This is a genomic window from Leclercia sp. UBA7405, from assembly GCF_037152215.1.
Taxonomy (GTDB): Bacteria; Pseudomonadota; Gammaproteobacteria; order Enterobacterales; family Enterobacteriaceae; genus Enterobacter; species Enterobacter pneumoniae.
Genome location: NZ_JBBCMR010000003.1, coordinates 137910 through 150449, shown reverse-complemented (window position 1 = coordinate 150449; position 12540 = coordinate 137910). Strand labels below are relative to the sequence as shown.

The window sequence follows — 12540 nt, the reverse complement described above, 5'->3', positions numbered from 1 at the left end:
TGCCGAATTGTTTAAGGAAGGATTATGAAAAAGTCATTAGCGCTGTTCACTCTGCTGGCAGCTTCGTTATCGGGTTTGGCGCATGCGGATGATGCAGCGATTAAACAGTCGCTGGCTAAGCTTGGCGTCACCAGCAGCGACATTCAGCCTGCGCCCATTGCCGGAATGAAAACCGTCATGACCAGCGGCGGCGTGCTGTACGTCACCGAAGATGGCAAACATTTCCTTCAGGGGCCGCTATACGATGTGAGCGGCGCGCAGCCGGTGAATATCACCAACCAGATGCTGATGAAAAACCTGAATGCGCTGGAAAAAGAGATGATCATCTACAAAGCGCCGCAGGAAAAACATGTAATCACCGTCTTTACCGACATCACCTGCGGCTACTGCCACAAACTGCATGAAGAGATGAAAGACTACAACGCGCTGGGGATCACCGTGCGTTATCTGGCCTTCCCGCGCGCGGGCGTCCAGAGCCAGCCAGAACAGGATATGAAAGCCATCTGGTGTGCGAAAGATCGCAACAAAGCCTTTGATGACGCCATGAGCGGCAAAGGCATTCAGCCGGCCTCTTGCGGTATCGATATCGCGAATCACTATGCGCTGGGCGTGCAGTTCGGTGTGACCGGCACCCCGGCCATTGTGCTGAATAACGGCTACGTAGTGCCGGGTTATCAGGGGCCGAAAGAGATGAAAGCCTTCCTTGATGCACACCAGAAACAGTTTGGCGGTAAATAATTCGCGTGAAATCAACGATACAGCTCCGCCGACGTGAAGTGGATGAAAATGCAGATCTGCCTGCGGATCTGCCGCCCCTGTTGCGTCGGTTGTACGCCAGCCGTGGCGTAAAAAAACCTGACGATCTGGAACGCAGCGTAAAAGGGATGCTTCCCTGGCAGCAACTGAGCGGTATCGATAAAGCCGTTGAAATGCTCTACAACGCGTTTCGTGAAGGCACCCGCATTATGGTGGTGGGCGATTTTGACGCCGATGGCGCTACCAGTACGGCGCTGAGCGTCTTGAGCCTGCAGGCAATGGGCTGCGACAATGTGGCCTACCTGGTGCCGAACCGTTTTGAAGATGGTTATGGCCTGAGCCCGGAAGTGGTGGATCAAGCCCACGCGCGCGGCGCGCAAATGATCATGACCGTGGATAATGGGATCTCCTCTCATAGCGGCGTGGATCGTGCGCATGAGCTTGGGATCCCGGTGCTGGTCACCGATCACCACCTCCCCGGCGATACGCTCCCGGCGGCAGAAGCGCTCATCAACCCAAACCTGCGCGACTGCGCCTTCCCGTCTAAATCGCTGGCGGGTGTCGGGGTGGCGTTTTATCTGATGCTGGCCCTGCGCGCCTTGCTGCGCGATAAAGGCTGGTTTGAATCTCGCGGCATCGCCGTACCTAACCTCGCTGAATATCTCGATCTGGTGGCGCTGGGTACCGTGGCAGACGTGGTACCGCTGGATACTAACAACCGTATTCTCACCTGGCAGGGGTTAGGCCGCATCCGTGCGGGCAAATGCCGGCCGGGTATTAAAGCGCTGCTGGAGATCTCCGGGCGCGATCCGTTAAAGCTGGCTGCCAGCGATCTGGGCTTTGCTCTGGGGCCGCGGCTGAATGCGGCGGGGCGTCTGGATGATATGTCCGTCGGCGTGGCGCTGCTGCTGTGCGATAACATCGGCGAAGCACGCATGCTGGCCAACGAACTGGATGCGCTGAACCAGACCCGCAAAGAGATTGAGCAGGGGATGCAGGCCGAAGCGCTGACTCTGTGCGAGAAACTGGAGCGCAGCAGCGAGACGCTGCCGGGCGGGCTGGCGATGTATCACCCGGAATGGCACCAGGGTGTCGTCGGCATTCTGGCGTCGCGTATCAAAGAGCGTTTTCATCGTCCTGTCATTGCCTTTGCCCCCGCGGGGGATGGCACGCTGAAGGGTTCCGGCCGCTCCATTCAGGGACTGCATATGCGCGATGCTCTGGAGCGACTCCACACGCTTCATCCGGACCTGATGATTAAGTTCGGCGGCCACGCGATGGCGGCGGGCCTGTCGCTGGAAGAGGCAAAGTTTGACGAATTCCAGCAGCTGTTTGGCGCGCTGGTGACCGAGTGGCTGGATCCCGCGTTACTGCAGGGTGAGGTGGTCTCGGACGGAGAACTCCCGGCGGCCGAAATGACCATGGAAACGGCACAGATGCTGCGCGATGCAGGGCCCTGGGGGCAGATGTTCCCGGAACCGCTGTTTGATGGCCGCTTCCGTCTGCTGCAGCAGCGCATTGTCGGCGAACGCCACCTGAAAGTTATGGTCGAGCCTGTTGGCGGCGGTCCGCTGCTGGATGGCATCGCCTTTAATGTTGATACCTCTATCTGGCCGGACAACGGCGTGCGTGAAGTGGAGTTGGCTTATAAACTCGATATTAACGAGTTTCGTGGCAACCGCTCCCTGCAGATCATCATCGACAATATCTGGCCAATTTAACGGCAGTAATCGCTATAAAAAAGGGCGTGGATTGGGTACAATCCCGCTCTTATCACCGCATTTTGACTAGTCCAGAAAAGAAAACAGACCATGTTTGAAATTAACCCGGTAAAAAACCGCATTCAGGACCTCACGGAGCGCTCTGACGTTCTTAGGGGGTATCTTTGACTACGATGCCAAGAAAGAGCGTCTCGAAGAAGTAAACGCCGAGCTGGAACAGCCGGACGTCTGGAACGAACCTGAACGCGCACAGGCGCTGGGTAAAGAGCGTTCCTCCCTCGAAGCCATTGTTGATACCCTCGACCAAATGTCTCAGGGTCTGGAAGATGTTTCCGGGCTGCTGGAGCTGGCTGTTGAAGCCGACGACGAAGAAACCTTTAACGAAGCCGTAGCCGAGCTCGACGTTCTGGAAGAGAAGCTGGCACAGCTCGAATTCCGTCGTATGTTCTCTGGCGAATACGACAGCGCAGATTGCTACCTGGATATCCAGGCGGGCTCCGGCGGTACCGAAGCACAGGACTGGGCCAGCATGCTGACTCGTATGTACCTGCGCTGGGCGGAAGCGCGTGGTTTCAAAACTGAAATCATTGAAGAGTCTGAAGGCGAAGTGGCGGGTCTGAAATCCGTGACTATCAAGATCATCGGCGATTACGCTTACGGCTGGCTGCGTACTGAAACCGGCGTGCACCGTCTGGTACGTAAGAGCCCGTTCGACTCCGGCGGCCGCCGCCATACCTCCTTCAGTTCCGCGTTTGTTTACCCGGAAGTTGACGAAGATATTGATATCGACATCAACCCGGCGGATCTGCGTATCGACGTTTATCGCGCATCCGGCGCGGGTGGTCAGCACGTTAACCGTACAGAATCTGCGGTGCGTATTACCCACATCCCAACCGGGCTGGTGACGCAGTGCCAGAATGACCGTTCCCAGCATAAGAACAAAGACCAGGCCATGAAGCAGATGAAAGCGAAGCTTTATGAGCTGGAGATGCAAAAGAAAAATGCTGAGAAGCAGGCGATGGAAGATAACAAATCTGACATCGGCTGGGGCAGCCAGATTCGTTCTTATGTCCTTGATGACTCCCGCATTAAAGATCTGCGTACCGGTGTTGAAACCCGTAACACGCAGGCGGTGCTGGATGGCAGCCTGGACCAATTTATCGAAGCAAGTTTGAAAGCAGGGTTATGAGGAACCAACATGTCTGAACAACAAGCACAGGGCGCTGACGCGGTCGTCGATCTTAACAATGAACTGAAAACCCGCCGTGAGAAGCTGGCTGCGCTGCGTGAGCAGGGCGTGCCGTTCCCGAACGATTTTCGTCGTGACCATACCTCAGACCAACTGCATGCTGACTTTGATGGTAAAGAGAACGAAGAGCTGGAAGCGCTGAACATCGAAGTGGCCGTTGCTGGCCGCATGATGACCCGCCGTATTATGGGTAAAGCCTCCTTTGTAACGCTGCAGGACGTGGGCGGCCGTATTCAGCTGTACGTTTCTCGTGATGACCTGCCGGAAGGCATTTACAACGAGCAGTTCAAGAAGTGGGACCTGGGCGATATTCTGGGCGCGAAAGGCAAGTTGTTCAAAACCAAGACCGGCGAGCTCTCTATTCACTGCACCGAGCTGCGTCTGCTGACCAAAGCCCTGCGCCCGCTGCCGGACAAATTCCACGGCCTGCAGGATCAGGAAGCGCGTTATCGTCAGCGCTATCTGGACCTCATCTCTAACGATGAATCCCGCAAGACCTTCAAAATTCGCTCTCAGATCATGGCTGGTATTCGCCAGTTCATGGTGAATCGCGACTTTATGGAAGTGGAAACCCCGATGATGCAGGTGATCCCTGGCGGCGCCTCTGCGCGTCCGTTCATCACCCATCACAATGCCCTCGACCTCGACATGTACCTGCGTATCGCGCCGGAACTGTATCTGAAGCGTCTGGTGGTGGGTGGTTTCGACCGCGTGTTCGAAATCAACCGTAACTTCCGTAACGAAGGCATCTCCGTGCGTCATAACCCAGAGTTCACCATGATGGAACTCTATATGGCGTATGCAGATTACAAAGATCTGATCGAGCTGACCGAATCCCTGTTCCGTACCCTGGCGCAGGATATTCTGGGCACCACGGAAGTGCCTTACGGTGAAGAGGTCTTTGACTTCGGTAAGCCGTTCGAAAAACTGACCATGCGCGAAGCGATTCAGAAATACCGTCCTGAAACCAATATGGCCGATCTGGATAACTTCGACTCGGCGAAAGCAATTGCCGAAAGCATCGGTATTAAGGTTGAGAAGAGCTGGGGTCTGGGTCGTATCGTGACCGAGATCTTCGAAGAAGTGGCCGAAGCGCACCTGATTCAGCCGACCTTCATCACTGAATACCCGGCTGAAGTTTCTCCGCTGGCGCGTCGTAATGACGAGAACCCGGAAATCACTGACCGCTTCGAATTCTTTATCGGTGGCCGCGAAATCGGTAACGGCTTTAGCGAGCTGAACGATGCCGAAGATCAGGCGCAGCGTTTCCAGGATCAGGTTAACGCGAAAGACGCCGGTGACGACGAAGCGATGTTCTTTGACGAAGACTACGTGACCGCGCTGGAGCACGGTCTGCCACCAACGGCGGGCCTGGGCATTGGTATCGACCGTATGGTAATGCTGTTTACTAACAGCCACACCATCCGTGACGTGATCCTCTTCCCGGCGATGCGTCCGGTGAAGTAAGCCTGACAGAGACACAAATAAGCCCCGACGTTTACCGCGTCGGGGCTTTTTTATTGCCTGCCGCGGGGAGATAACAGCGCATCGGGCACTATCCGCCAGTATACCGTTACCTCGTCTGGCAGAAGGCGAGTTCAGCTGCCGTGAAAAGATTGGGCATCGGGAAGGGGGCTGCTATCATATGGCGGCCATTCACGTTGAATAAGGAACTGTTTTGTTTGCAGGAAGCCTGACGAGAAAAAACCTCTTCGCGCTTACTTGCCTGACGCTCACACTTTTGCTGGTGGGATGTTCGGGCAGTAAATCTTCGGGGGGCAGTTATTCCGGTGCGGTGTATACCGTTAAACGCGGCGATACCCTTTATCGCATATCGCGGATGACGGGCACCAGCGTGAAGGAGCTGGCGCGTCTGAATAATATCTCTCCGCCGTATACCATCGAAATCGGGCAGAAGCTGAACGTGAACGGCAGCAGCGCGGGTTCGAAAAAATCGTCTGGCAAGAGCAGCAGAAAAACTGCCGTCACGCCGTCCTATGCGGTGCCGACCTCCTCCTGGCCACCGGTTGGGCAGCGCTGCTGGGTCTGGCCTGCCAGTGGAAAAGTGATTGTTCCTTATTCCACTGCAGAAGGGGGAAACAAAGGAATAGATATCGCAGGCACGCGCGGTTCACCGGTTTATGCCTCGGATGCCGGCAAAGTGGTCTACGTGGGTAATCAGCTACGTGGCTATGGCAACCTGATCATGATTAAGCATGGTGAGGATTACATTACCGCCTATGCGCATAACGATTCCATGCTGGTGAATAACGGGCAAAACGTGAAGGCCGGACAGAAGATCGCCACCATGGGCAGTACCGGGACCAATACGGTGGCGCTGCATTTCCAGATCCGCTATCGCGCCACGGCTATCGATCCCCAGCGCTATCTGCCTGCCCCGGGCGGAAAACCGAAGTGCTAAATGGTTATTTAATCGCCACTTAGCTGCTGGCAGGCTTGTCAGCGTGTGCGTAAAGCCTATAATGCTTTACGCACCTCAAAGCGGGCGTAGTTCAATGGTAGAACGAGAGCTTCCCAAGCTCTATACGAGGGTTCGATTCCCTTCGCCCGCTCCAGCTTTCTCTTTTCTTAAAAAATCTCTTTATTCCTGCATCACCCGACAAATAATCAGCCGCTTAACGCTCTGTCAGCCTGAACAATCACAGCTTTAAGCGAAAAAAAGCGCATCTTCTTCCACTCTCTTTTTAAAACGCCACTCTTCTGTCTGAACTGCCTGAGGCACCCTTTTTCATTTTGCTTCTCAATGAGCCGTAGCGCTATTCTTACTGCCGAATCAATAATAATTACAGAGGCAATGTCATGGATAACGAACTCCTGGAAGCGGGGTATCGCGCCTATACCGGTGAAAAAATTGATGTCTATTTTAATACCGGTATCTGTCAGCATGCAGGCAACTGCGTGCGTGGAAGTGCAAAGCTCTTCAATCTTAAACGTAAACCCTGGATCATCCCTGATGAAGTGGATGTAGATACCGTGGTGCGCGTCATCGACACCTGCCCGAGCGGCGCCCTTAAATACCGTCATAAATAAGCGAGAAATTATGGAAATTCAGGAAGGCCACAACAAGTTTTATGTCAATGATGCCGCAGGTAACCAGGTCGCGGAAATCGTCTTTGTGCCTACGGGTGAGCACCTGAGCATCATTGAACATACGGATGTCGATCCGAGTCTGAAGGGACAAGGGGTGGGCAAACAGCTGGTGGCGAAAGTAGTCGAAAAAATGCGTGCAGAGAATCGCAAAATCATTCCTCTCTGCCCGTTTGCTAAGCATGAATTTGATAATAATCGCGAGTACGACAGTATCCGCGCCTGATGCCGCATTCACAGACCTTATCCTGCAAAATCTGATAGTTGCCTCAGTGCTATGCCCCCCGGTACTCTCTTCAGGGATATCAGGGGGAAGCATGGATTTACAGATTAAAGAAGCCACGGTTGAGGATATCGCCGTGCTATCCGCATTAGGCAAAACAACCTACCTTAGCCACTTTGCCCACTACTGGCATTCGCAACAGGCGATGCTGGCATGGCTGGAGGAGGAGTATTCTGTCTCGACCCTTACGGCCAGCCTGAATGACCCTGACGTGCGCTGGCTGCTGGCCATCACCGATAAGCCCATCGGTTTTGCAAAATACACCCGGCAGCAGCAGCCCGCGGAGCCGGGTACGCTGCTGAATAAACTCTATTTCACCCAGGCCGCCACCGGTCATGGCTTTGGGCAATTACTCTTTACAGAGGTATTAACCCGCGCGAAAGCCAGCGGCAGTCGCTACTTTTGTCTAGAGGTATTGCAGGGCAACGAAAGGGCAAGGAGGTTTTATGAAGCGCAGGGCATGCGCCATCTGCGCGACGACGTGTTCAGCACGCCGGATCAGACCAGCGTGCTGCACGTCTATGGCATGGCGATTTAGGCGATAAACATCACCGATACGCACATCACGCCGACAATCAGCGTCAGCAGGTTACCCACCGAGCGGTAGGGTTTCAGGGACGGGATCAGGTAGGTTGATAACGTCGGCATGATGAACAAAATCATGGCGATGAGCGGCCCGCTAATGGCATAAATCATCGAAATGGCGTTCGGATTAATGCAGCACACCACGAACGTAATCAACGACACGATCATAATAGAGAGCGCGCGGTTAAAGGCCCGGCTTTTCTTGACCCCCACCTGGTTCAACGACGATTTCACTATCTCCGTCGCCCCCTCGATCACGCCAAAATAGGTGCCAAGGAAGGATTTCGACATCGCCACAATGGCGACCACAATCCCGGAAATACCCAGCCAGGACGGCGACGAAGGCATCATCGACAGCGCAGAGAGAATGGTCACGCCTTGCTCTTTGGCGGCCACGATATAGGCTGGCGGAATCGACAGCAGACAACTAAAGACAAAGAACAGCACGCTCAGGCAGATGATCAAATAGGCCACCTTCATGATGCGGGTACAGTGTCCCATGGCGGCATCGCCATACTTTTCCCGACGGTCAACGGCAAAGGTTGAAATGATCGGCGTGTGGCTAAAGGCAAATACCATGACCGGGATCGATATCCACACCTGATGCAGCGTATGTTTATCGAAGCTCATCTGGCTGGTGAGCAGGGTGGGTTGCCAGCTGCCGGTCAAATAAATCGAGACCAGCAGAAAATAGGCGATCAGCGGGAAGACCAGAAAACCCATTACCCGCAGAGTGATATGACGTCCCATCAGGAAGATGAGGTTCAGGGCCAGTATCACGCCAAGGCTCACCAGCACCCGCACGGTAAGGTCTACCGTCATGCGTTTTGCCAGCTGTTCAGTAAGCGAATTGGTGATCGCCACGGCATAGATCAGCACGACCACAAAGAAAGCCACGAAATAGAGCGTGGTGATCAGATTGCCGATCGTCTTTCCGTAGTAGTGCGTTACCGCACCGGTGATCCCTTCATTGCCTTTTGTCTTTGAGGAGAGGATGAACTGGCACAGTGCTTTATGAGGCCAGTAAGTGAGTGGCCAGGCCACAAGAGCGGTGATAAACAGGACGATAGCGCCTGCGGACCCGAGCTGGATAGGCAAGAACAGGGTTCCTGCGCCCACGGCAGTGCCATACAGGGCAAAGCTCCAGAGGGTCTCTTCTTTAGACCAAATTTTCGACATTAGAAAAACGTATCAACTATAAAAACAACAAAAAGGAGGCTAATTTACCATAATTATGGGAAGACGGCGCAGTTGACGTTAGGTAAGCGGGGCCGGAAAGCATTTCCGGCCGGTGGGGACGTTAGTTTGCTGCGGCGCGTCGCAGCTCGCGGCGGCGGATAATACGATCGCGCAGCGTGTCGTATGCCCAGTTATAGAACATGGTGTAGGGCAGGAAGAAAATGAAGAACCCTATCTCTAACATAAACGCCTGAAGCAGGCTCACGCCCAGCACCATCGATACGATACCGACGCCGATAAAAATAAATCCGACTTCAAAACCGAGCGCGTGCAGGGCGCGCACTTTGGTCGTGCGCGGCACCTTATGCCGGGGCCATAGTGCGTCGAACCCGGCATTATAAATGATGTTCCAGATCATCGCGGTGGTGGCGAGAAGCAGGGTTAATCCTCCCATCTCCAGCACCGGGCGCTGCATCAGCCAGGCAGTTGTTGGCGCGAGGATCGCCGTGGCAATCCCCTCAAAACAGACGGCGTGAAAGATGCGTTCCGGCAGTTTTCTGCGTTGAACATCGTTGTGCTGCATAACCTGATACCTCGTTAGCGTGCCTGTATGGGCAAAATAATGTCGCTATTTTTATCGTTTAAACTGATATATAAAAGTTGGATTCCATCGATAAAGTAGATACACCATGCGCTACTCTCCTGAAGCATTAACGGCGTTTGTCGAGACGGTGGCGGCGGGATCCTTCTCCGCTGCGGCCCGCCGTCTACGAAAAAGCCAGTCCACCATCAGCACGGCCATCGCCCACCTGGAGGACGATCTCGGTTTTACACTGTTTGATCGCAGTGCACGACAGCCGGTGTTGACCGCTCAGGGCAGGCAGGTGCTGGGCTATGTCCAGTCGATCCTGGCCGCCAGCGCCCGTCTCGATGAACTGGCGGTCTCGCTCAGCGATGAAACTGAACCCCGGCTGACCTTTGTACTTTCTGACACCCTGCACCCGGATGTGCTTGAAGAGATGCTCTACCGTTTTGACGAGCGCTTTCCGCACACCGAATTCGAATGTCTGATTGGGGAAGAAGAGGACGTGATCGATCTGCTGCAAAAAGAGCGGGCGCAGATTGGCCTGACCGAGGCGCGTGAGCACTATCCCACCGATATTGGTGCCACCCGTCTGCCCATGCAGACACACATGGCGATATATACCTCTGCCGGCCACCCTCTGGCGGCGCAGACGCGCATCAATGCCGATGAACTGCACGGCTGGCGAGAGCTGCGCCTGAACACCTATCTGGAGCGCCAGCCAACGCTGGCTCAGGGACCGGTCTGGTCTGCACCTAACTATCTGATGTTGCTCAGCATGGCGGTACAGGGCTTCGGCTGGTGCGAATTACCCTGCGCGCTGGTAGAGGAGTTCGCGCCGGCAAAAACCCTGGTGCAGCTCAATGTCGCAGGATGGCCGCGATCGGTGGCCATTGATGTGGTATGGAATAAACGTTCCCCGCCGGGAATGGCGGGGAACTGGCTGCGGCATTACTTACAGGAGAAGGCCGATCCCGGGACATCGTCCGGCAGAAAAGGCCCGCCCATTCGTTTGTGACGAGCGGGAAAACATTACTTACCGGTATAGATATCAAAACTGAAATAGCGGTCGGCGAGCTTTTTGTAGGTACCATCCGCCAGGATCGCGGCAATCGCCCCGTTCAGCTCCTGGCGCAGCTTATCGTCCTCTTTACGTAGACCAATGGCCGCCCCGGCGCCAAACAGGGCATCGTCCTGAAGCGCGCCGCCAACAAAACCAAATGCCTTGCCCTGGGGTTTGCTCAGAAAACTGTACTCAGCCATAACGCCCGAGAGGACAGCCCCGTCAATTCGCCCGGATTCGAGATCGCGGATAACCTGGTCGGCCCCCTGATACGCCACCACGTTAACTCCCTCACCGCGCCACTTCTGGTTGGCGTAAGTCTCCTGAGCGGAACCCTGTTCAACGCCAATGGTTTTGCCTTTCAGCTGGGCCAGGCTGGTGTCGGGCAGGCTATTTTTACGGGCGACCAGGAAAGCGGGTCCGCTGTATATCTTGTCGCTGAAGGCAATCTGCTCTTTGCGTTTCTCGGTGATATACATCCCCGATAAAATGGCATCGAACTTACGCGCCTTCAGGGAGGGAATAATTCCGTCGAAATTGTTCTCTACCCAGACGCATTTCGCCTGTAACTTTGCGCAAATCGCATTACCCAGATCGATATCAAACCCAACCACGTCGCCCTGAGGATTTTTCGACTCAAAAGGGGCGAAGGTCGGATCTACGCCAAAGCGGAGCTCCCGGGTCTCACCCGCGAACACGGATGACGTAGCCATCAATGCCAGCAGCGGTAATAAATATTTTTTCATTTTTATGTACTCTCTTAACGGCAATAGTTTTCCACTAAACGGGCAAAGAAAGAGGCACCCGTGGTGATGATTTCGTCATTAAAGTCGTAGCCCGGGTTATGCACCATGCAGCCGCCTTTCTCCCCTTTCTCGCCGTTGCCGAGTAAGAAATAGCTGCCAGGGCGTTCCTGCAACATAAAAGCGAAGTCTTCGCTGCCGTTAGAAGGCGATACGCTATCCAGCACCGCATCCTGACCAAAAAACTCGATGGCCAGCTGGCGGGCAAAAGCAGTCTGTTCGGCATCATTAATTAATACCGGGTAGGAGTCATAAATCTCGATTTCACAGCGGGCGCCATAGCTACGGGCGGTGAGATCGGCAATCTCTTTAATACGGCGAATCAGTAGCTCACGGATCTCCGGTTTCATGGAACGTACCGTCAGTTCCATCTGGGCACTATCCGGGATCACGTTGGAAGCAATACCCGCATTGAAGGTCCCCACGGTAACGACGGCGGTTTCTCCCGGCGGTACGTTTCGCGAAACAATGCTTTGCAACGCCATCACCAACGCGGCGCCCGTCAGAATGGGATCGACGCTACGCTCAGGGTGCGCGCCATGTCCACCGTAGCCATTAAGGGTAATTTTGACGGTATCGGCAGAGGCCATAAAGTTGCCTTCATAGAAGCCGAATTTACCGGTCGGCAGCCAGGGCATATTGTGCAGGGCAAAAATTCGGTCGCAGGGGAAGCGGTCAAACAACCCATCCTTAATCATTAAATCCGCCCCGCCAATTGCCTCTTCCGCCGGCTGGAAAATAAGGTGCACTGTGCCGTTAAACTGACAGGCGTCTGAGGCGAGGTATTTTGCCGTCGCCAGTAAAATGGCGGTGTGTCCGTCGTGACCACAGGCGTGCATTTTGCCGGGTACGGTACTGGCCCAGGGGAGGTCGGTGGTTTCAAAAATCGGCAGCGCATCCATATCGGCCCGCAGGCCGATAGTTTTACTGCCCTGGCCTTTGCTGAGCGAACCCACAACGCCGGTTTTACCAATATCACGGGTAACCTGGTAGCCCCACGATGCTAGCTGGTGGGCAACCAGGTTACTGGTATTAAACTCTTCGAGGCTTAATTCTGGGTTGGCATGTAAATAACGGCGGATGGCAATAATTTCGTCTTCTGATTCTTTTATTTCTGGAATGATACAGTCGACCATTTGTTACTCCAGTGTGAACGCGTGTTTGCAATTTCTAACTTATCTTTCTGCTGAGATAATGCAAATACGTTCTC

Annotated in this window: 13 protein-coding genes and 1 tRNA gene; 10 read left to right on the top strand and 4 right to left on the bottom strand. The window is 54.4% G+C overall.

Features of this window, described 5'->3' with window-relative positions; genetic code table 11:
- Nucleotides 1-24 precede the first annotated feature (24 nt).
- From dsbC to WFN75_RS15910, 9 genes are all read left to right on the top strand, one after another.
- Entirely contained in the window at nt 25-738 is a 714-nt protein-coding gene (gene dsbC, locus WFN75_RS15950) for a bifunctional protein-disulfide isomerase/oxidoreductase DsbC (RefSeq protein WP_336996475.1), read from the top strand.
- A gap of 5 nt (nt 739-743) precedes the next feature.
- On the top strand, nt 744-2477 hold the full coding sequence (gene recJ / locus WFN75_RS15945) for a single-stranded-DNA-specific exonuclease RecJ (RefSeq protein ID WP_336996474.1): 1734 nt from the start codon (nt 744-746) through the stop codon (nt 2475-2477).
- 90 nt (nt 2478-2567) lie between these two features.
- A protein-coding gene (gene prfB, locus WFN75_RS15940; RefSeq protein WP_154298971.1) for a peptide chain release factor 2 occupies nt 2568-3666 on the top strand; the annotation gives its coding sequence in 2 pieces (ribosomal slippage) (nt 2568-2642 and nt 2644-3666; 1098 coding nt in all).
- A 9-nt stretch (nt 3667-3675) separates the two neighbouring features.
- Nucleotides 3676-5193: a lysine--tRNA ligase gene (gene lysS / locus WFN75_RS15935; RefSeq protein ID WP_040074151.1), complete on the top strand. Its 1518-nt coding sequence runs from the start codon at nt 3676-3678 to the stop codon at nt 5191-5193.
- A gap of 211 nt (nt 5194-5404) precedes the next feature.
- Complete coding sequence (gene actS / locus WFN75_RS15930) at nt 5405-6148, top strand: amidase activator ActS (protein ID WP_212476464.1); 744 nt, start codon at nt 5405-5407, stop codon at nt 6146-6148.
- 80 nt (nt 6149-6228) lie between these two features.
- Nucleotides 6229-6302: transfer RNA gene (locus WFN75_RS15925), tRNA-Gly, on the top strand.
- Between the two features lie 244 nt (nt 6303-6546).
- A complete protein-coding gene (gene yjdI, locus WFN75_RS15920) occupies nt 6547-6777 on the top strand; it encodes a 4Fe-4S mono-cluster protein YjdI (protein WP_040074154.1) in 231 nt (76 codons plus the stop codon).
- Between the two features lie 10 nt (nt 6778-6787).
- Nucleotides 6788-7060, top strand: a complete 273-nt coding sequence (locus WFN75_RS15915; RefSeq protein ID WP_040074156.1) for a GNAT family N-acetyltransferase — start codon at nt 6788-6790, stop codon at nt 7058-7060.
- Nucleotides 7061-7151: 91 nt separating this feature from the next.
- Complete coding sequence (locus WFN75_RS15910; protein WP_046887108.1) at nt 7152-7655, top strand: GNAT family N-acetyltransferase; 504 nt, start codon at nt 7152-7154, stop codon at nt 7653-7655.
- Here the strand turns inward: WFN75_RS15910 and WFN75_RS15905 are convergent.
- Both WFN75_RS15905 and WFN75_RS15900 read right to left on the bottom strand, forming a co-directional pair.
- A complete protein-coding gene (locus WFN75_RS15905; RefSeq protein ID WP_336996473.1) occupies nt 7652-8881 on the bottom strand; it encodes an amino acid permease in 1230 nt (409 codons plus the stop codon). The two genes, WFN75_RS15910 and WFN75_RS15905, sit on opposite strands and share 4 nt — an antisense overlap.
- Before the next feature lie 121 nt (nt 8882-9002).
- Nucleotides 9003-9464 (bottom strand): multidrug/biocide efflux PACE transporter, encoded by a 462-nt coding sequence (locus WFN75_RS15900; protein WP_046887106.1) that lies wholly within the window; start codon nt 9462-9464, stop codon nt 9003-9005.
- Nucleotides 9465-9570: 106 nt separating this feature from the next.
- Here WFN75_RS15900 and WFN75_RS15895 point away from each other — a divergent pair, with 106 nt between their 5' ends.
- Nucleotides 9571-10482, top strand: coding sequence for a LysR family transcriptional regulator (locus WFN75_RS15895; protein WP_336996472.1), 912 nt, complete (start codon nt 9571-9573; stop codon nt 10480-10482).
- A 14-nt stretch (nt 10483-10496) separates the two neighbouring features.
- Here the strand turns inward: WFN75_RS15895 and WFN75_RS15890 are convergent, their stop codons facing one another.
- Both WFN75_RS15890 and WFN75_RS15885 read right to left on the bottom strand, forming a co-directional pair.
- Nucleotides 10497-11273 carry an ABC transporter substrate-binding protein gene (locus WFN75_RS15890; RefSeq protein WP_336996471.1) on the bottom strand — a complete coding sequence of 259 codons (777 nt, stop codon included), beginning with the start codon at nt 11271-11273 and terminating at the stop codon, nt 10497-10499.
- A gap of 14 nt (nt 11274-11287) precedes the next feature.
- Complete coding sequence (locus tag WFN75_RS15885) at nt 11288-12466, bottom strand: M20 aminoacylase family protein (protein ID WP_046887103.1); 1179 nt, start codon at nt 12464-12466, stop codon at nt 11288-11290.
- Nucleotides 12467-12540: the final 74 nt, after the last annotated feature.

Bases quoted from the DNA above. Each gene is read 5' to 3' on its own strand.
- dsbC (WP_336996475.1), top strand. From the start codon at position 25: ATGAAAAAGTCATTAGCGCTGTTCACTCTGCTGGCAGCTTCGTTATCG.
- lysS (WP_040074151.1), top strand. From the start codon at position 3,676: ATGTCTGAACAACAAGCACAGGGCGCTGACGCGGTCGTCGATCTTAAC.
- yjdI (WP_040074154.1), top strand. From the start codon at position 6,547: ATGGATAACGAACTCCTGGAAGCGGGGTATCGCGCCTATACCGGTGAA.
- WFN75_RS15915 (WP_040074156.1), top strand. From the start codon at position 6,788: ATGGAAATTCAGGAAGGCCACAACAAGTTTTATGTCAATGATGCCGCA.
- WFN75_RS15910 (WP_046887108.1), top strand. From the start codon at position 7,152: ATGGATTTACAGATTAAAGAAGCCACGGTTGAGGATATCGCCGTGCTA.
- WFN75_RS15905 (WP_336996473.1), bottom strand. From the start codon at position 8,881: ATGTCGAAAATTTGGTCTAAAGAAGAGACCCTCTGGAGCTTTGCCCTG.
- WFN75_RS15900 (WP_046887106.1), bottom strand. From the start codon at position 9,464: ATGCAGCACAACGATGTTCAACGCAGAAAACTGCCGGAACGCATCTTT.
- WFN75_RS15895 (WP_336996472.1), top strand. From the start codon at position 9,571: ATGCGCTACTCTCCTGAAGCATTAACGGCGTTTGTCGAGACGGTGGCG.
- WFN75_RS15890 (WP_336996471.1), bottom strand. From the start codon at position 11,273: ATGAAAAAATATTTATTACCGCTGCTGGCATTGATGGCTACGTCATCC.
- WFN75_RS15885 (WP_046887103.1), bottom strand. From the start codon at position 12,466: ATGGTCGACTGTATCATTCCAGAAATAAAAGAATCAGAAGACGAAATT.